This is a genomic window from Serratia sp. MF1(2023) (assembly GCF_030954545.1).
Classification (GTDB): Bacteria; Pseudomonadota; Gammaproteobacteria; order Enterobacterales; family Enterobacteriaceae; genus Serratia; species Serratia sarumanii.
Genome location: NZ_JAVHUX010000040.1, coordinates 1 through 22,698 on the forward strand (window position 1 = coordinate 1; position 22,698 = coordinate 22,698).

Consider the following 22,698-nt stretch of genomic DNA (forward strand, 5'->3'; position numbering starts at 1 on the left):
CGGTACCATCGAACTGCCAGAAGGCGTAGAGATGGTAATGCCAGGCGACAACGTGAACATGGTTGTAACCCTGATTCACCCAATCGCGATGGACGACGGTCTGCGTTTCGCAATCCGTGAAGGCGGCCGTACCGTTGGCGCAGGTGTTGTTGCTAAAGTTATCGCTTAATCGCTGATAAAGTTTGACGCGACACGCGGTAAAAGGGCATCATTTGATGCCCTTTTTCTACGCTGTGAACTAGAACCTATCTCATCAGCGATTTTGCAGTCATAATCATTGGTGAGATGGGCTCTTAAACCGTATTGACAGAAATACGTCATGGCGTAAAACACCGGGATAGCGCTGAAGCGGTATCCGATCGGTTTGGTTTGCCTCGCAATGCGAGGCAAAGTTGTTTGTTCTGAATCATCATTGTGACAGGTTGGTTTATGAGTGCGAATACCGAGGCTCAAGGGAGCGGACGCGGCCTGGAAGCGGCAAAGTGGCTGATCGTCGCCGTTCTGTTGGTTGTGGCTATTGTCGGTAACTATTACTACCGTGATTTAAGCCTGCCATTGCGCGCGCTGGCAGTTGTGCTGATCATCGCCGTTGCAGGTGCAGTGGCTCTGATGACCACCAAAGGCAAAGCCACCGTTGCGTTTGCCCGCGAAGCGCGTACCGAAGTACGTAAAGTGATTTGGCCAACTCGTCAGGAAACGCTACACACCACGTTGATCGTTGCCGCGGTAACCGCCGTGATGTCACTGATTCTGTGGGGGCTGGATGGTATTCTGGTCCGTCTGGTGTCGTTTATTACTGGCCTGAGGTTCTAAAATGTCTGAAGCTCCAAAAAAACGTTGGTACGTCGTTCAGGCGTTTTCCGGTTTTGAAGGTCGCGTAGCACAATCGCTGCGTGAACACATCAAACTGCACGATATGGAAGAGTTGTTCGGCGAAGTGATGGTGCCTACGGAAGAAGTGGTTGAAATCCGTGGCGGCCAACGTCGCAAGAGCGAGCGTAAATTCTTCCCTGGCTACGTGCTGGTGCAGATGGTGATGAATGATGCCAGCTGGCACCTGGTGCGCAGCGTACCGCGCGTCATGGGGTTCATCGGCGGTACGTCTGACCGTCCTGCGCCGATCAGCGATAAAGAAGTTGATGCGATCATGAACCGCCTGCAGCAGGTTGGTGACAAGCCGCGTCCGAAAACGCTGTTCGAACCGGGCGAGCTGGTGCGCGTCAACGACGGCCCGTTTGCCGATTTCAACGGCGTGGTCGAGGAAGTCGATTACGAGAAGAGCCGCCTGAAAGTTTCCGTTTCCATCTTTGGCCGTGCAACGCCGGTGGAACTGGACTTCAGCCAGGTTGAGAAAGGCTGATCGAATAATCAGCAACGAGTGGCCCGTTGCCGCTTGTCAAAGGCGCGAAATTGAACTACAATTTCGCGCCTTTTGTTTTTAGATGCCTTGCCTGATGCATGTTGGGCGGGGTGAAACACGGGGAGCCTCTTGCGAGGCGATACTACCCAAACCGAGGAAATTTAAATGGCTAAGAAAGTACAAGCCTACGTCAAGCTGCAAGTTGCAGCTGGTATGGCGAACCCGAGCCCACCAGTGGGTCCAGCTCTGGGTCAGCAGGGCGTTAACATCATGGAATTCTGTAAGGCATTCAACGCTAAGACTGACAGCGTTGAAAAAGGTCTGCCGATTCCGGTTGTTATCACCGTTTATTCTGATCGCTCCTTCACTTTCGTTACCAAAACCCCGCCAGCAGCAGTTCTGCTGAAAAAAGCGGCTGGTATCAAGTCTGGTTCCGGTAAGCCGAACAAAGACAAAGTAGGTAAAGTGACTCGTGCTCAGGTACGTGAAATCGCAGAAACCAAAGCTGCGGACATGACTGGTTCTGACGTTGAAGCGATGACTCGCTCCATCGAAGGTACCGCTCGTTCCATGGGCCTGGTAGTGGAGGATTAAGAGATGGCTAAGCTGACCAAGCGCATGCGCGTGATCCGTGACAAAGTTGATGCTACTAAACAGTATGACATCGCTGAAGCTGTTGCTCTGCTGAAAGAGCTGGCCACCGCTAAATTCGTAGAAAGCGTTGACGTTGCCGTTAACCTCGGCATCGACGCTCGTAAATCTGACCAAAACGTTCGTGGCGCTACCGTTCTGCCACACGGCACCGGTCGTTCCGTTCGCGTTGCCGTATTTGCCCAAGGCGCTAACGCTGAAGCAGCAAAAGCTGCTGGCGCAGAGCTGGTAGGTATGGACGATCTGGCTGACCAGATCAAGAAAGGCGAAATGAACTTCGACGTTGTTATTGCTTCCCCGGATGCAATGCGCGTTGTAGGTCAACTGGGCCAGATCCTGGGTCCACGCGGCCTGATGCCAAACCCGAAAGTGGGTACCGTTACTCCGAACGTTGCTGAAGCAGTGAAAAACGCTAAAGCAGGTCAGGTTCGCTACCGTAACGACAAAAACGGCATCATCCATACCACTATCGGTAAGGTTGATTTCGACGCAGACAAACTGAAAGAAAACCTGGAAGCCCTGCTGGTTGCGCTGAAAAAAGCAAAACCTTCTCAGGCGAAAGGCATGTACATCAAGAAAGTTAGCCTCTCCACCACCATGGGTGCTGGCGTTGCTATCGATCAGAGCGGTCTGTCTGCTGCAGCGAACTAATCGCATTTGCGATTATCGCTTTGACTTGGGGCCAAGATTTGTCTAGAATCTTATGCCCCAAGGTTTTGCTATTGGCTATGCCGTAGGCAAAACAAAGATTTTTCGGTTGGAGCCTGGCCTATCCAGGCCTCCGTCCAAGACCGCAGGTGTATCGCAAGATACTTAATCCTTCCTGCGTAGACGGTGACAGAGCCTAAGAAAATTTTTCTTTTTTATAAAAGAATGTCTTTGCTGGATTCTGCTCACCGTGTTAAGCCGCTCGGCGTGGCGTTTTACAAAGCGCCGAGTGAAGTGAGTTCCGGGGGATTTTCCCCGGCTAATCCAGGAGCAAAAAGCTAATGGCATTAAATCTTCAAGACAAACAAGCGATTGTTGCTGAAGTCAGCGAAGTAGCCAAAGGCGCGCTGTCTGCGGTTGTTGCGGATTCCCGCGGCGTTACCGTAGATAAAATGACTGAACTGCGTAAAGCAGGTCGTGAAGCTGGCGTTTACATGCGTGTTGTTCGCAACACCCTGATGCGTCGCGTAGTTGAAGGCACTCCATTCGAATGCCTGAAAGACACGTTTGTCGGTCCAACCTTGATTGCATTCTCTCACGAACACCCGGGCGCTGCTGCTCGTCTGTTCAAAGAGTTCGCGAAAGCGAATGCAAAATTCGAGGTTAAAGCTGCGGCCTTTGAAGGTGAGCTGATCCCAGCGGCGCAAATCGACCGCCTGGCGACGCTGCCAACTTACGAAGAAGCGATCGCACGCCTGATGGCAACCATGAAAGAAGCCGCTGCCGGCAAACTGGTTCGCACTCTGGCTGCAGTACGCGATCAGAAAGAAGCGGCGTAAGCCATTCTTTCTTAGCCTTTGCTAACGTATTTAAACTATTTCTGAATTTTAGGAACAATTGTTATGTCTATCACTAAAGACCAAATCCTGGAAGCAGTTGCCGCTATGTCCGTAATGGACGTTGTTGAACTGGTTTCCGCTATGGAAGAAAAATTCGGCGTTTCTGCTGCTGCTGCTGTAGCTGTAGCTGCTGGCCCGGCTGAAGCTGCTGAAGAGAAAACTGAATTCGACGTTATCCTGAAAGCTGCTGGCGCTAACAAAGTTGCTGTTATCAAAGCAGTACGTGGCGCTACCGGCCTGGGTCTGAAAGAAGCTAAAGACCTGGTTGAATCTGCTCCAGCCGCTCTGAAAGAAGGCGTGAGCAAAGATGACGCAGAAGCTCTGAAAAAATCTCTGGAAGAAGCTGGCGCTGAAGTTGAAGTTAAATAAGCCAACCTTTCCGGTTGCAGCCTAGTCTTTTAGGCTGATGGCTGGTGACTTTTTAGTCACCAGCCTTTTTGCGCTGTAGGGCGCCAGTAGCGTTTCACACTGTTTGGCTGCTGGTTTCGCCTCCCAATGTTTGTTTCTATTGACGACTTAATATACCGCGGTCTTTGCACTACCAGGAGTTCTGGGGGAAGACGCGATGAAATGGTTTAAGCGTGATAGCAAGAGACATTGCGGAAAGTGTTCCCGCTTTCCGGTCGACAAAACGGTGTTGCATGAACTGTCCCTAATCGGACGGACAGATTGGGTCACTGATCAGCGAGCTGAGGAACCCTATGGTTTACTCCTATACCGAGAAAAAACGTATTCGTAAGGATTTTGGTAAACGTCCACAAGTGCTGGACATACCATATCTCCTTTCTATCCAGCTTGACTCGTTCCAGAAGTTTATCGAGCAAGATCCAGAAGGGCAGTACGGCCTTGAAGCCGCATTCCGTTCTGTTTTCCCTATCCAGAGCTACAGTGGCAATTCGGAGCTGCAATACGTTAGCTACCGTCTTGGTGAGCCGGTCTTCGACGTCAAAGAGTGCCAGATCCGTGGTGTGACGTTCTCTGCACCGCTGCGCGTAAAACTGCGCCTGGTTATCTATGAGCGCGAAGCGCCTGAAGGTACGGTCAAAGACATCAAGGAACAAGAAGTCTACATGGGCGAAATTCCGCTCATGACCGAAAACGGCACCTTTGTGATCAACGGTACTGAGAGGGTTATCGTATCTCAGTTGCACCGTAGTCCTGGCGTATTCTTCGACAGCGATAAGGGTAAAACCCACTCCTCGGGTAAAGTGCTGTACAACGCACGCATCATCCCTTACCGCGGTTCATGGTTGGACTTCGAGTTCGATCCGAAGGACAACCTGTTCGTGCGTATTGACCGTCGCCGCAAACTGCCTGCGACCATCATTCTGCGCGCGCTGAACTACACCACTGAACAGATCCTCGACCTGTTCTTTGACAAGATCGTCTTCGAAATCCGTGACAACAAGCTGCAGATGGAGCTGGTGCCAGAGCGCCTGCGTGGTGAGACCGCTTCGTTCGACATCGAAGCCAACGGCAAGATCTACGTAGAGAAAGGCCGTCGCATCACCGCTCGTCATATCCGTCAGCTGGAAAAAGACGACATTCAGAGCATTGAAGTACCGGTAGAGTACATCGCGGGCAAAGTGGTCGCGAAAGACTATATCGATACCAATACCGGCGAACTGATCTGCGCAGCCAACATGGAGCTGTCGCTGGATCTGCTGGCCAAGCTGAGCCAGTCCGGCCACAAGCGCATCGAAACGCTGTTCACCAACGATCTGGATCACGGCGCGTATATCTCTGAAACGCTGCGCGTCGATCCGACCACCGATCGTCTGAGCTCGTTGGTAGAAATCTACCGCATGATGCGCCCTGGTGAGCCGCCAACGCGCGAAGCTGCCGAAAGCCTGTTCGAGAACCTGTTCTTCTCCGAAGACCGCTACGATCTGTCCGCGGTTGGCCGTATGAAGTTCAACCGTTCTCTGCTGCGCGACGAGATCGAAGGTTCGGGCATCCTGAGCAAAGACGACATCATCGAAGTGATGAAGAAGCTCATCGATATCCGTAACGGCAAGGGCGAAGTGGACGATATCGACCACTTGGGCAACCGTCGTATCCGTTCCGTCGGCGAGATGGCCGAGAACCAGTTCCGCGTAGGTCTGGTGCGTGTTGAGCGTGCGGTGAAAGAGCGTCTGTCTCTGGGCGATCTGGATACCCTGATGCCTCAGGACATGATCAACGCCAAGCCGATTTCGGCGGCGGTGAAAGAGTTCTTCGGCTCCAGCCAGCTGTCCCAGTTCATGGACCAGAACAACCCGCTGTCCGAGATCACGCACAAGCGTCGTATCTCCGCACTGGGCCCGGGCGGTCTGACCCGTGAGCGCGCCGGCTTTGAAGTTCGAGATGTACACCCGACCCACTACGGCCGCGTGTGCCCAATCGAAACGCCGGAAGGTCCAAACATCGGTCTGATCAACTCCCTGTCCGTGTACGCACAGACTAACGAGTATGGCTTCCTGGAAACCCCGTACCGCCGCGTGCGTGACGGCGTGGTGACCGATGAAATCAACTACCTGTCTGCTATTGAAGAAGGCAACTTCGTTATCGCCCAGGCGAACTCCAACCTGGATGAAGAAGGCCGCTTCGTAGAAGACCTGGTCACCTGCCGCAGCAAAGGCGAATCAAGCCTGTTCAGCCGCGACCAGGTTGACTACATGGACGTATCCACCCAGCAGGTTGTTTCCGTTGGTGCTTCACTGATTCCATTCCTGGAACACGATGACGCCAACCGTGCATTGATGGGTGCGAACATGCAACGTCAAGCCGTACCTACCCTGCGCGCTGACAAGCCGCTGGTTGGTACCGGTATGGAACGCGCCGTAGCGGTTGACTCCGGCGTAACCGCCGTTGCCAAACGCGGCGGTGTGATCCAGTACGTGGATGCTTCCCGTATCGTTATCAAAGTTAACGAAGACGAGATGTACCCGGGCGAAGCAGGTATCGATATTTACAACCTGACCAAGTACACCCGTTCTAACCAGAACACCTGCATCAACCAGATGCCGTGTGTGAATCTGGGTGAGCCAATCGAGCGCGGCGACGTGCTGGCGGATGGCCCATCGACAGACCTGGGCGAACTGGCACTGGGCCAGAACATGCGCGTAGCGTTCATGCCTTGGAACGGCTACAACTTCGAAGACTCCATCTTGGTCTCCGAGCGCGTGGTGCAGGAAGATCGCTTCACCACCATCCACATCCAGGAACTGGCGTGCGTGTCTCGCGACACCAAGCTGGGGCCTGAAGAGATCACTGCCGACATCCCTAACGTGGGTGAAGCTGCGCTCTCCAAGCTGGATGAATCCGGTATCGTGTATATCGGTGCTGAAGTGACCGGCGGTGACATTCTGGTCGGTAAGGTAACGCCTAAAGGCGAAACCCAGCTGACGCCGGAAGAGAAACTGCTGCGTGCGATCTTCGGTGAGAAAGCGTCTGACGTTAAAGACTCTTCTCTGCGTGTACCGAACGGCGTTTCCGGTACGGTTATCGACGTGCAGGTCTTCACCCGCGATGGCGTGGAAAAAGACAAGCGCGCGTTGGAAATCGAAGAGATGCAGCTGAAGCAGGCGAAGAAAGACCTGACTGAAGAACTGCAGATCCTGGAAGCCGGCCTGTTTGCGCGTATCCACGCGGTGCTGGTTGCCGGTGGCATCGAAGCCGACAAGCTGAGCAAGCTGCCGCGCGATCGCTGGCTGGAACTGGGCCTGACCGACGAAGAGAAGCAAAACCAGCTGGAGCAGCTGGCTGAGCAGTACGACGAACTGAAATCTGACTTCGAGAAGAAGCTGGAAGCCAAGCGTCGTAAGATCACTCAGGGCGACGATCTGGCGCCGGGCGTGCTGAAAATCGTCAAGGTTTATCTGGCCGTTAAACGTCAGATCCAACCGGGTGACAAGATGGCGGGCCGCCACGGTAACAAGGGTGTTATCTCCAAGATCAACCCGATCGAAGATATGCCTTACGATGAAAACGGCACGCCGGTAGACATCGTACTGAACCCGCTGGGCGTACCATCACGTATGAACATCGGTCAGATCCTGGAAACCCACCTGGGTATGGCTGCGAAAGGCATCGGTGAGAAGATCAACCAGATGCTGAAGCAGCAGCAGGAAGTGGCCAAGCTGCGTGAGTTCATCCAGAAGGCCTACGATCTGGGCGACGACGTTTGCCAGAAAGTTGACCTGAACACCTTCAGCGACGACGAAGTGCTGCGTCTGGCAGAGAACCTGAAAAAAGGTATGCCGATCGCAACGCCGGTGTTTGACGGTGCGAAAGAGACTGAAATCAAGCAACTGCTGGAAATGGGCGGTATCCCGACCTCCGGTCAGATCACGCTGTTCGATGGCCGTACCGGTGAGCAATTCGAGCGCCAGGTTACTGTCGGCTATATGTACATGCTGAAACTGAACCACTTGGTTGACGATAAAATGCACGCCCGTTCAACCGGTTCTTACAGCTTGGTGACTCAGCAACCTCTGGGTGGTAAAGCGCAGTTCGGTGGTCAACGCTTCGGTGAGATGGAAGTATGGGCACTGGAAGCATATGGCGCGGCTTATACCCTGCAGGAAATGCTCACCGTTAAGTCGGATGACGTTAACGGCCGTACCAAGATGTACAAAAACATCGTGGATGGCGACCACCGGATGGAGCCAGGCATGCCGGAATCCTTCAACGTACTGTTGAAAGAAATCCGCTCGCTCGGCATCAACATCGAACTGGAAGACGAGTAATCGTCATACCGGCTCAGGCTCCCCGCCTAAGGGAGCCTGAGGGTGGTTGTTCAGGTCACACGGGTACCTACTGCGGTTGTGGGTACCCAACAGGTTTAACTCCGACAGGAGCCAATCCGTGAAAGACTTATTGAAGTTTCTGAAAGCGCAAACTAAGACCGAAGAGTTTGATGCGATCAAGATTGCTCTGGCCTCGCCAGACATGATCCGTTCGTGGTCGTTCGGTGAAGTTAAGAAGCCGGAAACCATTAACTACCGTACGTTCAAACCAGAGCGTGACGGCCTTTTCTGCGCCCGTATCTTCGGGCCGGTAAAAGATTACGAGTGCCTGTGCGGTAAGTACAAGCGCTTGAAACACCGCGGCGTGATCTGTGAGAAGTGCGGCGTTGAAGTGACCCAGACCAAAGTGCGTCGTGAGCGCATGGGCCACATCGAGCTGGCTTCGCCGACCGCGCACATCTGGTTCCTGAAATCGCTGCCATCCCGCATCGGTTTGCTGCTGGATATGCCGCTGCGTGACATCGAACGCGTACTGTACTTCGAATCCTATGTGGTGGTCGAAGGCGGTATGACCAACCTCGAGCGTCGTCAGATCCTGACCGAAGAGCAGTATCTGGACGCGCTGGAAGAGTTCGGTGACGAATTCGACGCCAAGATGGGTGCGGAAGCTATTCAGGCCCTGTTGAAAAACATGGATCTGGAAGCCGAGTGCGAGCAGCTGCGTGAAGAGCTGAACGAAACCAACTCCGAAACCAAGCGCAAGAAGCTGACCAAGCGTATCAAGCTGCTGGAAGCGTTCGTGCAGTCCGGTAACAAACCGGAGTGGATGATCCTGACCGTGCTGCCGGTACTGCCGCCGGATCTGCGTCCTCTGGTTCCGCTGGATGGCGGTCGTTTCGCGACCTCGGATCTGAACGATCTGTATCGCCGCGTGATCAACCGTAACAACCGTCTGAAACGCCTGCTGGATCTGGCTGCGCCGGACATCATCGTGCGCAACGAAAAGCGTATGCTGCAAGAAGCGGTAGACGCCCTGCTGGATAACGGCCGTCGCGGTCGTGCCATCACCGGTTCCAACAAGCGTCCTCTGAAATCTTTGGCCGACATGATCAAAGGTAAGCAGGGTCGTTTCCGTCAGAACCTGCTCGGTAAACGCGTTGACTACTCCGGCCGTTCCGTAATCACCGTAGGTCCATACCTGCGTCTGCATCAGTGCGGTCTGCCTAAAAAGATGGCGCTGGAGCTGTTCAAACCGTTCATCTACGGCAAGTTGGAGCTGCGTGGCCTGGCCACCACCATCAAAGCTGCCAAGAAAATGGTTGAGCGTGAAGAAGCCGTCGTTTGGGATATCCTGGACGAAGTGATCCGCGAACACCCGGTACTGCTGAACCGTGCACCAACCCTGCACCGTTTGGGTATCCAGGCGTTTGAACCGGTTCTGATCGAAGGTAAAGCGATCCAGCTGCACCCGCTGGTTTGTGCGGCCTATAACGCCGACTTCGATGGTGACCAGATGGCCGTTCACGTACCGCTGACGCTGGAAGCCCAGCTGGAAGCGCGTGCGCTGATGATGTCCACCAACAACATCCTGTCCCCTGCGAACGGCGAGCCAATCATCGTTCCTTCTCAGGACGTTGTACTGGGTCTGTACTACATGACCCGCGACTGTGTTAACGCCAAGGGCGAAGGCATGGTGCTGAACGGTTCCAAAGAAGCTGAGCGTGTTTACCGCGCCGGCCTAGCGTCTCTGCATGCGCGCGTTAAAGTGCGTATCACCGAAGACGTCAAAAACGCCGAAGGCGAATGGACTTCTCAGACCAGCATCATCGACACCACCATCGGCCGCGCCATCCTGTGGATGATCGTACCGAAAGGTCTGCCGTACGCGATCGTTAACCAGCCTTTGGGCAAGAAAGCGATCTCCAAGATGCTGAACACCTGTTACCGCATCCTGGGCCTGAAGCCGACCGTTATCTTTGCTGACCAGATCATGTACACCGGTTTTGCTTACGCAGCCCGTTCCGGCGCTTCCGTAGGTATCGACGACATGGTTATCCCGGCCAAGAAAGCGGAGATCATCGAAGAAGCGGAAACCGAAGTTGCCGAGATCCAGGAGCAGTTCCAGTCTGGTCTGGTTACCGCCGGCGAACGCTACAACAAAGTGATCGATATCTGGGCTGCAGCGAACGAACGCGTTGCGAAAGCGATGATGGAAAACCTGTCGGTAGAAGACGTGGTTAACCGTGACGGCGAAGTGGAACAGCAAGTTTCCTTCAACAGCATCTTTATGATGGCCGACTCCGGTGCGCGTGGTTCCGCCGCTCAGATTCGTCAGCTGGCCGGTATGCGTGGTCTGATGGCGAAGCCGGACGGCTCCATCATCGAAACGCCAATCACCGCGAACTTCCGTGAAGGTCTGAACGTACTCCAGTACTTCATCTCCACCCACGGTGCTCGTAAAGGTCTGGCGGATACCGCACTGAAAACCGCGAACTCCGGTTATCTGACCCGTCGTCTGGTTGACGTGGCGCAGGATCTGGTTGTGACCGAAGACGACTGTGGCACCCACGACGGCATCCTGATGACTCCGGTTATCGAAGGTGGCGACGTGAAAGAGCCGCTGCGTGAACGCGTTCTGGGCCGTGTGACGGCAGAAGACGTCCTCAAGCCGGGTACGGCGGACATTCTGGTGCCACGCAACACCCTGCTGAACGAGAAGGCGTGTGACCTGTTGGAAGAGAACTCTGTCGACAGCGTTAAAGTCCGTTCCGTGGTGAGCTGTGAAACCGACTTTGGTGTGTGCGCAAACTGCTATGGTCGCGACCTGGCACGTGGCCACATCATCAACAAAGGTGAAGCCATCGGCGTTATCGCGGCACAGTCCATCGGTGAGCCGGGTACACAGCTGACGATGCGTACGTTCCACATCGGTGGTGCGGCATCTCGTGCGGCTGCTGAATCCAGCATCCAGGTGAAAAACAAGGGTAGCATCAAGCTGAGCAACGCGAAGTTCGTTATGAACGCTGCGGGCAAGCTGGTGATCACCTCGCGTAACACCGAACTGAAACTGATCGACGAATTCGGCCGTACCAAAGAAAGCTACAAGGTGCCTTACGGTGCCGTGATGGGCAAAGGCGACGGTGAAGAAGTTAACGGCGGCGAAACCGTTGCTAACTGGGATCCGCACACCATGCCGGTCATCAGTGAAGTCAGCGGCTTCATTCGCTTCGCGGACATGGTCGACGGCCAGACCATTACTCGCCAGACCGACGAACTGACCGGTTTGTCTTCTCTGGTAGTTCTGGACAGCGCAGAGCGTACCGGTAGCGGTAAAGACCTGCGTCCGGCACTGAAAATCGTTGACGCTCAGGGCGAAGATGTATTGATCCCAGGTACTGATATGCCTGCTCAATACTTCCTGCCGGGCAAAGCGATCGTTCAGCTGGAAGACGGCATTCAGATCGGTGCGGGTGATACCCTGGCGCGTATTCCTCAGGAATCCGGCGGTACCAAGGATATTACCGGTGGTCTGCCGCGCGTTGCCGACCTGTTCGAAGCACGTCGTCCGAAAGAGCCGGCAATCCTGGCTGAAATCAGCGGGATTATCTCGTTCGGTAAAGAGACCAAAGGCAAACGTCGCCTGGTGATCTCTCCGCTGGACGGCAGCGACGCTTACGAAGAGATGATTCCGAAATGGCGTCAGCTTAACGTGTTCGAAGGCGAAGTGGTGGAACGTGGCGACGTCGTATCCGACGGCCCAGAGTCTCCGCACGACATTCTGCGTCTGCGTGGCGTGCATGCGGTTACCCGCTACATCACCAACGAAGTGCAGGAAGTTTACCGTCTGCAAGGCGTTAAGATTAACGATAAGCACATCGAAGTTATCGTTCGTCAGATGCTGCGTAAAGGCACTATCGTTAGCGCTGGTGGCTCCGAGTTCCTGGAAGGCGAGCAGGCTGAAGTGTCTCGCGTCAAGATTGCCAACCGTCAGCTGGAAGCTGAAGGTAAGATCCCGGCAACCTTCTCGCGCGATCTGCTGGGTATCACCAAGGCTTCCTTGGCGACCGAGTCCTTCATCTCCGCCGCATCGTTCCAGGAAACGACGCGCGTTCTGACCGAAGCTGCCGTAGCCGGCAAGCGTGATGAACTGCGTGGCCTGAAAGAGAACGTCATCGTGGGCCGTCTGATCCCAGCCGGTACCGGTTACGCTTATCATCAGGATCGCATGCGTCGTCGCGCTCAGGGTGAAGCGCCGGTTGTTCCGCAAGTCAGCGCGGAAGAAGCGACGGCTAACCTGGCCGAGCTGCTCAACGCAGGCCTGGGCGGCAGCGACGACGAGTAATCGTCATCCGCGCCGCGGGCCCGGCATGCCGGGCCCATTGCCAGATAAACCGCTCCCTCGGGGGCGGTTTTTTTTCGCCTCATGCCGGGGCAGAGCAAACTTTGCTACTATGGTTACAGCAGAAATTGACCGGCGCTTTTTACCTGACAACCAAGGACAGTGCGAACATGGACAGCCTCATTACCTTCGAAAAATTGACGGCGCAACACCTGCCTTACCTGTATGAGATCCGCTTTTCCGTTGAGGAAAACCTGCTGCATCCGCATCAGATCCAGTATCTGCAGCGCAAACAGGCGCTGGAGGACATCAACCAGGGCGGCGGCTGGATCTGCAAGCATGGCGACGACTATGCCGGCGTTGGCTTCGGGCTATTCATCCCTGAACCGCTGATCGGCGGCCTGTTCGTGAAGCCGGAATACCAGTCGAAGGGGATCGGCTCCGCCTTGCTGGCACGGATCACTCACTGGATGTTTGAACACGGTGCCGAAGCGATCCACTTAACCACCGATCCCGGCTCCAAAGCCGAAGGCTTTTATCAACATCACGGCTGGGCCGTGGTCGGGCAGGATGAATTCGGCCAGGTCGAACTGGTGAAACGCAAAGAGGGTGACTGATGAAAATCAACGGATTGATGACGTTACTGCTGCTTTCGCTGTTCAGCGCGCCGCTGTATGCGGCCGTTGACTATTTTTACCTGAAGCCGCTCGACGGCGAGAAGATCAAGATAACCCGGCAGATGCTGGAGGCGATGCCGTCGCACACGATTAAAACCTCGACCAATTTCACCCCGGAAGATACGTTCACCGGCGTTGAGCTTGCGGAGCTGGTGAAAGCCTATCATCTGAAAGGCCAGTCGGTGCGCGCTTTCGCCTGGGATGATTACTCCTATTCGATGCCGATTGACGAGATGACTAAATACCGCGTGATCGTCGCCTATCAGCGCGGCGGCAAGCCGATCGACGTTGGGGAACTGGGGCCGTTCGCCATTATTTATCCGCGCGATAGCTACGCCGAGCTGAATAACCTGGATGTGAACGCGAAAACCGTCTGGCAAGTTAAACGGTTGGAGCTGAAATAAGATGAGCAAAAAACTGATCGGTACTCTTATCGCGTTGGTTGCCATCTTCTCCTTATTGATTTTGTTGATTGCCATTAACTTCGGCGGCGTAAAAGAACGCTATAAGCAGATCGAGCCCAATCTGGACAACTACTCGGTGGCCGAGATCCTCTTTCTGGCGTTTGAAAGAACCAAAACCGCGCTGCTGCTCAGTGAAAACAACGACTACGACGCCTTCCAGATCAAAAAGAAAATCTTCTACTCGAAGATTCAGATCCTGGAGAGCCGTTCGACCTTCAGCGACTCTTTTTATTACGACGACGAGTTCATCAAGAATGTTGCGCTGCTGAAGCAGCAGTACCGCACGTTGGACGATCTCTCCGCCGGCTTGCTGGTGGGGCAGAAAAACAAGGCGGACATTCTCTCTTATATGGATGATATCGAGGGCACGCTGGTCGATATCCAGGAAATTATTTATCGGATACAGATTAAAAACTTTACCGAAGTGAAAGGCATCATCCAGGAGAATTCGAGTAAAGCCGAGATGTTCGCCCTCTTTTCGTTGATTTTGGTGTTTCTGATGATGTTCCTGGTGCTGAGAAATGCCTTCTCGTTAAAAGAGATCATCAAGAACAAGAACATCTTTATCTCTTCCATCTACCACGAGATCGCCGGCTCGACTCAGGCTATCGTCATTGCCGCGGATATCATGGAGCACGAGCTGGCGCAGGAAGAGTTGAAAAAAGAAGCCCGCCTGATCTCCTATCACGGCAATAAGATCGCCGAACAAACGCGCGAGGTGATGGATTATTCGCGGCTTGAGATGGGGGAAGTCAAAATCAATATTTCCACCTTCCGGCTGAATGAGGTGGTGGACGATGCCGTAACCGGCATCGGCGCCGGGCGCGGCAATCGCCTCGTGATTCACCGTTCGTCTTATGCCGGCCTGATTGGTTCTGATAAATACAAGCTCTACCGAATATTGGCCAACCTGCTCAGCAACGCGGACAAATTTACCCACCGCGGCGCGATAACCCTTAACGTGAAGGTATGTCACGGCAATCTGTATTTGCGAGTAAAAGACACCGGCATCGGGTTTAACGTTAAAAATCTGGATCGGTTGTATAAGGCGTTCAATCAGGGGGTGGAAAGGGAAACGCGGCAGGGGTTGGGGCTGGGGCTGACCATTATCAAAAATTACGTCACGACGATGAAAGGTACCATTAAAGCCAAATCCGTCGAAGGAGTGGGCTCATCGTTTTTGATCCGCATCCCGGTCAAACTAATTAAAGAATAGGTTCGACAGCAGCAGCGAGGAGATAATCAGCGGCTTGGTCGGTTTTTCCACCAGATGTACGTCATAGTGCAGGATCATATCGCCGATGTTTTTCTCGTAGTGATTCAGCTGGCCGGTCAGAATGATGATGCGGGCGTGCGGATCGAGGGCGTCTTTAATTTTCTTCACAACGCGTTCGGAGGTCTCGCCGAAATCCAACAGCCAGTCCAGAATAAACGCCTCAAAGGACTGCTGTTCCAGCGCGGCCAGCATGGCGTCCGCCGTCTGAAAGGTCTCAGTCTCGATGCCGTATCGGCTGGCGATCTTCTTCAACAGTTCGAGAATATCCCCATCATTGTCCAGGATAGCGATACGCGGGGCCGGCAGAAAGTCTATCTTGTTGACTTTGTACAGCGGAGCCTCGGCGGCATGTTCCCGATTGGTGTTGATGATGAAAAGATCGTCTTTTTTGCAGGCGTAGGTTTCGTCGTTGTCCGCTTGCGTGACCGGGCGCTCGTCAACCTCAATATTGCAGCGCTTGTGAATGCTGTTCATGATAAAGACGGCGTTATGCGTCCTTTGGCCGGCAAACGGCTCGTTGAAGTACTGAAATACCTTTTTGACTTCATCGAGGGTGATGCCTCTTTTGCCATCCAGCTTCTGTTTGGCGCTGTTGTACTGAAGGTTCAGTATGTTGGCCATCGTGGAGGCATGCTTTCTGTCGCCAACTCCTTTCAGAGTGAGCAACGCGCTGATTGCATCGATGTAATTTGGCGTTTTCTTCATGACAACCTTGGCTTTTTTTGATGTTGACCGCGAGCGCTGAAAAACCTGCGCGAGGACCCGTGCTGGATTATAGATGATGACTGGGGGTTGCAGCGATATCAGTTTGATTTTGCTTGTCAAACTCAAAATACACTCGATGCTAAATAAAAAAACACTCAAAAGACATTCACATTTAATCGTTTGTATGGTTAATTAGCGCACATACTGTGTGATTCGCGTCCTGGGGGGGTGCCAGTCTCACAAAATAAACCGCCTGCTCTTGTCCGTAAGCAGGGAGCAGGCGGCAAAAAGATCCGCGGCCAACACCAGGGCCAATGGCAGCACCGGGGATGACCACTCGAATCTCTCTTCGTCGCTGTACCTTCTTATCCTCGTTCCCACTTTTCTGCCGCCACAGCGCTCTATGAGTATCACTCCTGAGTGAGTGCCGCACATCGTTATGCCATCTTTCTGACTGCCCATTAGCCGACAAGGCAATCTGCCCGTACGCCCTTACCGGCCGCGATACGCCATATGCGCGTTGCCGCGGACGAGGGCCCGGCGTCGCGCAAGAGAAGCTCCGGCGCGATCCGGGATGGGATAAGGCGGGGCCATCGAGATGGTGACGGCCCCGGCCGACGCCGGGTTTGGCGGTCGGCAAGGTCACTATAGCCGGGGAGGTTACCGGCGCCAGCGCCGGCGTTCGGCATTGCGCGGCCGCTCCCGCGTTTTCTTCATGCGGCGGTAAACGTTGCCGCTTATTGCGTGCTGCGTCCCAGATAACCGTCCCAGTCTTTCCACACCGGCTGCAGCCCGGCGTTGCTGATGGCCTCGGCGACCTGCTGTGGCGTGCGGCCGTCGTGCGGCTCGAACTGTTCCAACTCCGGCGGCACGTCGTCGGCATAGCCGCCGGGCTGCGTCTTGGATCCGGCGCTGACGCTGTTGATCGCCACCGGGATCATGTGATCGCGGAAGTACGGCGATTCACGCGTAGACAGCGACAGCTCAACGTCCGGTGCGAACAGCCGGAAGGCGCAGATCAGCTGCACCAACTGAGGCTCGCTCATGATCGACGCCGGCTCAATGCCGCCGGCGCAGGGGCGCAGACGCGGGAACGAGATCGAGTAGCGGCTCTGCCAGTAGGTTTGCTGCAGGTAGAACAGATGTTCCGCCAGCAGGTAGCAGTCGGTGCGCCAGCTGTTGGACAGGCCGATCAGCGCACCGAGGCCGATCTTGTCGATCCCGGCGCGCCCCAGGCGATCCGGCGTGGCCAGGCGCCAATGAAAATCCTGCTTCTGCCCGCGCAGATGGTGCTGCAGATAGGTGGCCGGATGGTAGGTTTCCTGATACACCAGCACGCCGTCCAGGCCCAGCGCTTTCAGTTCGGCGTACTCGTCCTGCGCCAGCGGCTGCACTTCCATCATCAGCGAGCTGAAGTGGCGGCGGATCGCCGGAATGTGCTGACGGAAATAGTCCATGCCAACCTTACTCTGATGTTCGCCGGTGACCAGCAACAGGTGCTCGAACCCCAGCGCCTTGATGGCTTCGCACTCGCGTGCGATCTCCGCCGCGTCCAGCGTTTTGCGCTTGATGCGGTTGCTCATCGAAAAGCCGCAGTAGGTGCAGTCGTTGGCGCACAGGTTAGAAAGGTACAGCGGCACATAGAAGCTGACGACGTTGCCGAAGCGCTGACGGGTCAGCTGCTGCGCGCGCTGCGCCAGCGGTTCCAGATACGGCGCGGCGGCGGGGGAGATCAGCGCCATAAAGTCGTCGCGCGTCAGCTTGTCGGCGGTCAACGCGCGTTCCACGTCGCGTGCGGTTTTGCCGTTGATGCGCAGCGTAATGTCGTCCCAATCCAGCTGTTGCCAGCGGCTACTGAAATCGTCGGCCATCACTGAGTCTCCTCTGGTTGGCTGAGGAAGGCGGTCAGCGGGCTGGAGGCGGCCGCACCGCGCTGGCTGGCACCCAATCCGGCGCTGCGCGCCAGCTCGCCGGCCTCCAGCGCCAGGCGAAACGCCCGTGCCATTTGCACCGGGTCGCGCGCCACGGCGATGGCGGTATTCACCAGCACCGCGTCGGCGCCCAGCTCCATCGCTTCCAGCGCGTGGCTCGGCGCGCCGATGCCGGCGTCGACCACCACCGGCACCTTGGCCTGCTCGATGATGATCTCGAGGAAGTCACGGGTGCGCAGACCGCGGTTGGAGCCGATAGGGGCGCCGAGCGGCATCACCGCCGAGCAACCCACCTCTTCCAGCCGTTTGCACAGCACCGGATCGGCGCCGCAGTAGGGCAGCACCACAAAACCGTCTTTCACCAGCGTTTCCGCCGCCTTCAACGTTTCTATCGGATCCGGCAGCAGGTATTTCACATCGGGATGGATCTCCAGCTTCACCCAGTGGGTGCCGAGCGCTTCGCGCGCCAGCCGGGCGGCGAACACCGCTTCGGCGGCGGTTTTGGCGCCGGAGGTGTTGGGCAATAGCCTTACGCCCAGCTGCTGCAGCGGCGCCAAAATGGCGTCGTTGCCGCCGCGCAGATCGACGCGCTTCATGGCCATGGTCACCAGCTGTGAGCCGGAGGCTGCCAGCGCCTCCAGCATCAACGCCGGAGTGGCGAACTTGCCGGTGCCGGTGAACAGGCGCGAGGTAAAAGTGGTATCGGCGATTTTCAGCATGTCAGCCTCCGGCGATCGCTTGAAACAGCAAAATGTCGTCACCGTCCTGCACCTGATGGTCGGCCCAGTCGGCGCGCGGGATGATGGTTTGGTTGATCGCCAGCGCAGTGCCCGGCTGGTGGCGTTCCAGCTGGGTCAGCAGGGCGGCGACGCTGAGCGGCTGCGCCAGCTCCAGCGGTTGGTCGTTCAGACGGATCTTCATGCTGCGCCTCCGCATACCGGGCAGGCGCGGGCCTGGCTCAGTTGCAGCGTGCTCCAGCTCTGCTGCTTGCCGTCGAACAGCCGCAGCTTGCCGTTGAGGGAGGAAGGCATACCGGCCAGCATCTTGATGGCTTCCAGCGCTTGCAGAGTGCCGATCACGCCCACCACCGGGCCGAGCACCCCGGCGGTGCGGCAGTTGCGCTGCGGCTCTTCCTGCTCCGGGTACAGGCAGGCGTAGCAGCCGTGCGCATAGGGCGGCTCGAGCACCAGCAGCTGGCCGCTGAAGCCGACCGCGCTGCCGCTGATCAGCGGCTTGGCGGCGGCGATGCAGGCGGCATTGACCTCATGACGGGTCGCCATATTGTCGCAGCAGTCCAGCACCAGATCGGCGCGGGCGACTGCGTCGCGCAGCGCTTGCCCCTGCAGCCGCTGCGCCAGCGGGATGGATTCCACCAACGGGTTCAGCGCCTGCAGGTGGCGTTGCGCCAGCGCCGCCTTGCAGGTGGCGGTATCGGCGCTGCGGTAGAGGATTTGCCGCTGCAGGTTGGTGACATGCAGCTGGTCGTCGTCGGCCAGCAGCAGCGTGCCGACGCCGGCGGCGGCCAGATACAGCGAAGCCGGGGAACCGAGCCCGCCCAAACCGACGATCAGCACCGTGGCGCGCTTGAGCCTCTCCTGGCCTTCCGGGCCGACGTCCTCCAGCAGCAGCTGGCGGCTGTAGCGCAGGAATTCCTGATCGTTAAGCATCGTTCGGATCCTCGCCTTCGATCAGCCGCAATAGCTCGGCCGTCGCCGCGCGCCAGTCCGGCGCCTGGGTGATGGCGCTGACCACCGCCACGCTGCCGACGCCGCACGCCAGCACTGCCGGTACGCGATCGATGCTGATCCCGCCGATCGCCACCGTCGGGTAATCCGCCAGGCCGGCGATGTGGCGTTTCAACTCCGCCAGCCCCTGCGGCGCCGAAGGCATGTCTTTGGTTTGGGTGGGGAAGATGTGCCCCAGCGCGATGTAGGAAGGTTTCACCGCCAGCGCGCGTGCCAACTCGGCGTCGTCATGGGTGGACACGCCCAGCCGCAGCCCGGCGCGGTGAATGGCCGCCAGATCGGTAGTATCGAGATCCTCCTGGCCCAGATGCACGCCGTAAGCGCCGTGCTTGATCGCCAGCCGCCAGTAGTCGTTGATGAACAGCCGCGCCTGATAACGCTGGCCTAGCGCGATGGCGGCGGCGATATCCGCTTCGACCTGCTCGTCAGGCAGGTCCTTGATGCGCAGCTGGATGGTGGTGACGCCGGCCTCCAGCAGGCGAGCGATCCATTCCACGCTGTCGACGACCGGGTAAAGCCCCAGTTTGTGGGGCGTAGCCGGGAAGGGGGTCGTGATATCAGTCATTGCTTGTCTCCTCTTGCAGGGTGCCGGCGCTGTGATACAGCTCGCTGCCGCGGGCGCGGAACTCGGCGGACATTTTCTCCATGCCGGTCAGCTGCACTTCGATCGGCTTGGCGGCCTCCTGGGCGGCGGCGTAGTCGCGCACCTCCTGCGAAATTTTCATCGAGCAGAATTTCGGCCCGCACATCGAGCAGAAGTGGGCGACCTTGCCGGACTCCTGCGGCAGGGTTTCGTCGTGATAGGCGCGGGCGGTGGCCGGATCGAGCGCCAGATTGAACTGATCTTCCCAGCGGAATTCGAAACGCGCCTTGGACATGGCGTTATCGCGGATCTGCGCACCCGGATGGCCTTTGGCCAGATCGGCGGCGTGAGCGGCGATCTTGTAGGTGATCAGGCCCTGCTTGACGTCCTCTTTGTTCGGCAGGCCGAGGTGTTCTTTCGGCGTGACGTAACACAACATGGCGCAGCCGAACCAGCCGATCATTGCCGCGCCGATGCCGGAGGTGAAATGGTCATAGCCCGGGGCGATATCGGTGGTCAGCGGGCCGAGGGTGTAGAACGGCGCTTCGTGGCAGTGTTCCAGCTCTTCGGTCATGTTGCGGCGGATCATCTGCATCGGCACGTGGCCCGGGCCTTCGATCATCACCTGCACGTCGTATTCCCAGGCGATTTTGGTCAGCTCGCCCAGCGTATGCAGCTCGGCGAACTGGGCTTCGTCGTTGGCGTCCTGAATCGAGCCGGGGCGCAGGCCGTCGCCGAGCGACAGCGAAACGTCGTAGGCGGCGCAGATCTCACAGATTTCACGGAAATGCTGATAGAGGAAGTTTTCCTGATGGTGCGACAGACACCATTTGGCCATGATCGAGCCGCCGCGCGACACGATGCCGGTCAGGCGTTTGGCGGTCATCGGCACGTAGCGCAGCAGCACGCCGGCGTGGATGGTGAAGTAGTCGACCCCTTGCTCCGCCTGTTCCAGCAGCGTATCGCGGAACATCTCCCAGGTGAGGTTTTCCGCCACGCCGTTGACCTTCTCCAGCGCCTGGTAGATCGGCACGGTGCCGATGGGCACCGGGCTGTTGCGCAGGATCCACTCGCGGGTTTCGTGAATATAGCGGCCGGTAGAGAGATCCATCACGGTGTCCGCGCCCCAGCGGGTGGACCACACCAGCTTCTCCACCTCTTCTTCGATCGACGACGTGACCGCCGAGTTGCCGATATTGGCGTTCACCTTCACCAGGAAATTGCGGCCGATGATCATCGGCTCCGCCTCCGGGTGATTGATGTTGGCGGGAATGATGGCGCGGCCGGCGGCCACTTCCTGGCGCACGAACTCCGGCGTGATGTTGTCCGGCAGATTGGCGCCCCAGCTTTGACCCGGGTGCTGGTGGCGCAGCACCTCGCCGCGAATGCGCTCGCGCCCCATGTTTTCACGGATGGCGATGAACTCCATCTCCGGGGTGACGATACCGGCGCGGGCATAGTGCAGTTGGGTCACGCGCCTGCCCGGCAGCGCCTTGCGCGGCAGCGGCAGATGTTCGAAGCGCAGATGATCCAGCCCCTCGTCCGCCAGCCGCTGTTGGGTGAAGCCGGAGCTGGCGCCGCTGAGGGTGGCGGTATCGCCGCGCGCGTCGATCCAGCCGGCGCGCAGTTTGGCGAGACCGGCGTGCACGTCGAGCTTGGCCTGCGGATCGCCGTAGGGGCCGGCGGTGTCATACACCGGGATCGCCTCGTTGGGTTCATACTGGGGGTTGTCTTTGCTGCCGCCGAGCAGGGTCGGGCTGAGCTGAATTTCGCGCATCGGCACCTGGATATCGCTGCGCGAGCCTTGCAGATAGATACGGCGTGAGTTCGGGAAAGCCATGCCTTGCAGGGTGTCGATAAACTGCTGGGCGGCTTCGCGTTGCGCTTTACGGGCGCGCGGTGGATTAACGTTAGACATAGCAAGTTCCTACCAGTGTGTTGGGTTGGGAAAGTTGCTTGTCTGGAGCTCGGAGGGAGTAATGATGGTGGCCGATAAGGCAGGGCGCCCGCAAGGGGAAGGCCGTGCCTGTGGCGATAGATTACTCTTGTTCCCTTCGCGGGTATTAACCCGATCAGGTTCCGCGGATCCCGAATTAACGGTCTCAGCCTGGCTGATTCGATGAACAAATCAGGCGCTAGGCACTCCGACAAGATGCCCCCCAGTATAGGAGGGATAAGAAAAAAAACTATAAAATTTTAACGCGCCGGATCCGGCTGCGGTTGCTGCGCGGCTTCCGCCTCCAGCAGGATCAGCTTATCTTCCAGCGCAAAGCGCGCCGCCAGCGTTTCGCCGATATCCGACAAGGCCTGGTGGAATTCCAGACAAACCTCCTGATCGATATCCACTTCGGTATAGCGATCGTGGAACGCCATGATCTGTTCGGTATTGGCCCACAGCTTGGGGTAGATGTTCACCGCCAGCGACATTTTCGGACTGGCTGCGCCTTCCACTTGTTTGATAATTCTGTCATAGATATGAAAATGCCCTGCGGAGAGGTAATCCACCAGGTTGTGGCAAAAGTTCTCCAGCGCTTTTTCATTCAGCGGCGTATGCTTTTCTTTATTCGGTTTGAGGCCTACCAGCGTGCAGTAGGCGACCAGCAACTGCTTGCGGGCCTGAAGCCATTGATCAACTAATTCATTACTACCGCCAACGCGCTGAGTCAGCCTTTCCAAACGGTTGAGCATGT

Annotated in this window: 19 protein-coding genes, 1 pseudogene and 1 riboswitch; of the genes and pseudogenes, 12 read left to right on the forward strand and 8 right to left on the reverse strand. The window is 56.8% G+C overall.

Translation table 11 applies throughout. The features are described 5' to 3' along the window. The 12 genes and pseudogenes from tuf to REA38_RS19455 all read left to right on the forward strand — a co-directional run. Positions 1-169 (forward strand): annotated as a pseudogene (gene tuf, locus REA38_RS19400) (elongation factor Tu); the annotation flags it as partial. 260 nt (positions 170-429) lie between these two features. Further along, positions 430-813, forward strand: coding sequence for a preprotein translocase subunit SecE (secE, locus tag REA38_RS19405; RefSeq protein ID WP_004929916.1), 384 nt, complete (start codon positions 430-432; stop codon positions 811-813). Between the two features lies 1 nt (position 814). Then, entirely contained in the window at positions 815-1,360 is a 546-nt protein-coding gene (gene nusG, locus REA38_RS19410; protein ID WP_004929914.1) for a transcription termination/antitermination protein NusG, read from the forward strand. 165 nt (positions 1,361-1,525) lie between these two features. After that, positions 1,526-1,954 carry a 50S ribosomal protein L11 gene (gene rplK, locus REA38_RS19415; RefSeq protein ID WP_015376316.1) on the forward strand — a complete coding sequence of 143 codons (429 nt, stop codon included), beginning with the start codon at positions 1,526-1,528 and terminating at the stop codon, positions 1,952-1,954. Between the two features lie 3 nt (positions 1,955-1,957). After that, the gene (gene rplA / locus REA38_RS19420; protein ID WP_033636720.1) at positions 1,958-2,662 is read left to right on the forward strand and encodes a 50S ribosomal protein L1; all 705 of its coding nucleotides are present in this window, start codon (positions 1,958-1,960) and stop codon (positions 2,660-2,662) included. Positions 2,663-3,000: 338 nt separating this feature from the next. Then, positions 3,001-3,498 (forward strand): 50S ribosomal protein L10, encoded by a 498-nt coding sequence (gene rplJ, locus REA38_RS19425; protein WP_004929905.1) that lies wholly within the window; start codon positions 3,001-3,003, stop codon positions 3,496-3,498. Between the two features lie 63 nt (positions 3,499-3,561). Then, entirely contained in the window at positions 3,562-3,927 is a 366-nt protein-coding gene (gene rplL, locus REA38_RS19430; protein WP_004929903.1) for a 50S ribosomal protein L7/L12, read from the forward strand. Positions 3,928-4,259: 332 nt separating this feature from the next. Continuing rightward, entirely contained in the window at positions 4,260-8,288 is a 4,029-nt protein-coding gene (gene rpoB / locus REA38_RS19435; RefSeq protein ID WP_033636721.1) for a DNA-directed RNA polymerase subunit beta, read from the forward strand. Between the two features lie 118 nt (positions 8,289-8,406). After that, complete coding sequence (gene rpoC, locus REA38_RS19440) at positions 8,407-12,630, forward strand: DNA-directed RNA polymerase subunit beta' (protein ID WP_021505232.1); 4,224 nt, start codon at positions 8,407-8,409, stop codon at positions 12,628-12,630. A 167-nt stretch (positions 12,631-12,797) separates the two neighbouring features. Then, positions 12,798-13,244: a GNAT family N-acetyltransferase gene (locus REA38_RS19445; protein ID WP_033655330.1), complete on the forward strand. Its 447-nt coding sequence runs from the start codon at positions 12,798-12,800 to the stop codon at positions 13,242-13,244. Next, positions 13,244-13,708 carry an oxidoreductase gene (locus tag REA38_RS19450; protein ID WP_033655328.1) on the forward strand — a complete coding sequence of 155 codons (465 nt, stop codon included), beginning with the start codon at positions 13,244-13,246 and terminating at the stop codon, positions 13,706-13,708. Before REA38_RS19445 ends, REA38_RS19450 begins: the two co-directional genes overlap by 1 nt. A gap of 1 nt (position 13,709) precedes the next feature. Continuing rightward, positions 13,710-14,984 carry a sensor histidine kinase KdpD gene (locus tag REA38_RS19455; RefSeq protein WP_033636723.1) on the forward strand — a complete coding sequence of 425 codons (1,275 nt, stop codon included), beginning with the start codon at positions 13,710-13,712 and terminating at the stop codon, positions 14,982-14,984. On the opposite strand, the gene REA38_RS19460 is transcribed toward REA38_RS19455, so the two are convergent. From REA38_RS19460 to REA38_RS19495, 8 genes are all read right to left on the reverse strand, one after another. After that, positions 14,970-15,749: a helix-turn-helix domain-containing protein gene (locus REA38_RS19460; protein WP_033636724.1), complete on the reverse strand. Its 780-nt coding sequence runs from the start codon at positions 15,747-15,749 to the stop codon at positions 14,970-14,972. The two genes, REA38_RS19455 and REA38_RS19460, sit on opposite strands and share 15 nt — an antisense overlap. A gap of 737 nt (positions 15,750-16,486) precedes the next feature. Beyond that, positions 16,487-17,620 (reverse strand): 2-iminoacetate synthase ThiH, encoded by a 1,134-nt coding sequence (gene thiH / locus REA38_RS19465; RefSeq protein ID WP_039569784.1) that lies wholly within the window; start codon positions 17,618-17,620, stop codon positions 16,487-16,489. Further along, positions 17,620-18,399 (reverse strand): thiazole synthase, encoded by a 780-nt coding sequence (locus REA38_RS19470; protein ID WP_308886474.1) that lies wholly within the window; start codon positions 18,397-18,399, stop codon positions 17,620-17,622. The genes thiH and REA38_RS19470 overlap by 1 nt, the downstream gene beginning before the upstream one ends. A gap of 1 nt (position 18,400) precedes the next feature. Beyond that, positions 18,401-18,601 (reverse strand): sulfur carrier protein ThiS, encoded by a 201-nt coding sequence (gene thiS, locus REA38_RS19475; RefSeq protein WP_016929423.1) that lies wholly within the window; start codon positions 18,599-18,601, stop codon positions 18,401-18,403. After that, positions 18,598-19,347 (reverse strand): HesA/MoeB/ThiF family protein, encoded by a 750-nt coding sequence (locus REA38_RS19480; protein ID WP_308886475.1) that lies wholly within the window; start codon positions 19,345-19,347, stop codon positions 18,598-18,600. The genes thiS and REA38_RS19480 overlap by 4 nt, the downstream gene beginning before the upstream one ends. After that, positions 19,340-19,990 (reverse strand): thiamine phosphate synthase, encoded by a 651-nt coding sequence (gene thiE / locus REA38_RS19485; RefSeq protein WP_033655322.1) that lies wholly within the window; start codon positions 19,988-19,990, stop codon positions 19,340-19,342. Before thiE ends, REA38_RS19480 begins: the two co-directional genes overlap by 8 nt. Then, the gene (gene thiC, locus REA38_RS19490) at positions 19,983-21,926 is read right to left on the reverse strand and encodes a phosphomethylpyrimidine synthase ThiC (RefSeq protein WP_033649986.1); all 1,944 of its coding nucleotides are present in this window, start codon (positions 21,924-21,926) and stop codon (positions 19,983-19,985) included. Before thiC ends, thiE begins: the two co-directional genes overlap by 8 nt. 114 nt (positions 21,927-22,040) lie before the next feature. Further along, positions 22,041-22,165: riboswitch (TPP riboswitch) on the reverse strand. Positions 22,166-22,204: 39 nt separating this feature from the next. Further along, positions 22,205-22,696 (reverse strand): Rsd/AlgQ family anti-sigma factor, encoded by a 492-nt coding sequence (locus tag REA38_RS19495; RefSeq protein WP_033636734.1) that lies wholly within the window; start codon positions 22,694-22,696, stop codon positions 22,205-22,207. Positions 22,697-22,698: the final 2 nt, after the last annotated feature.

Coding starts and splice junctions, on each gene's coding strand:
- rplL (WP_004929903.1), top strand. CDS start 3,562: ATGTCTATCACTAAAGACCAAATCCTGGAAGCAGTTGCCGCTATGTCC.
- REA38_RS19495 (WP_033636734.1), bottom strand. CDS start 22,696: ATGCTCAACCGTTTGGAAAGGCTGACTCAGCGCGTTGGCGGTAGTAAT.
- rplA (WP_033636720.1), top strand. CDS start 1,958: ATGGCTAAGCTGACCAAGCGCATGCGCGTGATCCGTGACAAAGTTGAT.
- rplJ (WP_004929905.1), top strand. CDS start 3,001: ATGGCATTAAATCTTCAAGACAAACAAGCGATTGTTGCTGAAGTCAGC.
- thiC (WP_033649986.1), bottom strand. CDS start 21,926: ATGTCTAACGTTAATCCACCGCGCGCCCGTAAAGCGCAACGCGAAGCC.
- rplK (WP_015376316.1), top strand. CDS start 1,526: ATGGCTAAGAAAGTACAAGCCTACGTCAAGCTGCAAGTTGCAGCTGGT.
- REA38_RS19480 (WP_308886475.1), bottom strand. CDS start 19,347: ATGCTTAACGATCAGGAATTCCTGCGCTACAGCCGCCAGCTGCTGCTG.
- REA38_RS19450 (WP_033655328.1), top strand. CDS start 13,244: ATGAAAATCAACGGATTGATGACGTTACTGCTGCTTTCGCTGTTCAGC.
- thiH (WP_039569784.1), bottom strand. CDS start 17,620: ATGGCCGACGATTTCAGTAGCCGCTGGCAACAGCTGGATTGGGACGAC.
- REA38_RS19460 (WP_033636724.1), bottom strand. CDS start 15,749: ATGAAGAAAACGCCAAATTACATCGATGCAATCAGCGCGTTGCTCACT.
- nusG (WP_004929914.1), top strand. CDS start 815: ATGTCTGAAGCTCCAAAAAAACGTTGGTACGTCGTTCAGGCGTTTTCC.
- REA38_RS19470 (WP_308886474.1), bottom strand. CDS start 18,399: ATGCTGAAAATCGCCGATACCACTTTTACCTCGCGCCTGTTCACCGGC.
- thiE (WP_033655322.1), bottom strand. CDS start 19,990: ATGACTGATATCACGACCCCCTTCCCGGCTACGCCCCACAAACTGGGG.
- thiS (WP_016929423.1), bottom strand. CDS start 18,601: ATGAAGATCCGTCTGAACGACCAACCGCTGGAGCTGGCGCAGCCGCTC.
- REA38_RS19455 (WP_033636723.1), top strand. CDS start 13,710: ATGAGCAAAAAACTGATCGGTACTCTTATCGCGTTGGTTGCCATCTTC.
- secE (WP_004929916.1), top strand. CDS start 430: ATGAGTGCGAATACCGAGGCTCAAGGGAGCGGACGCGGCCTGGAAGCG.
- rpoB (WP_033636721.1), top strand. CDS start 4,260: ATGGTTTACTCCTATACCGAGAAAAAACGTATTCGTAAGGATTTTGGT.
- REA38_RS19445 (WP_033655330.1), top strand. CDS start 12,798: ATGGACAGCCTCATTACCTTCGAAAAATTGACGGCGCAACACCTGCCT.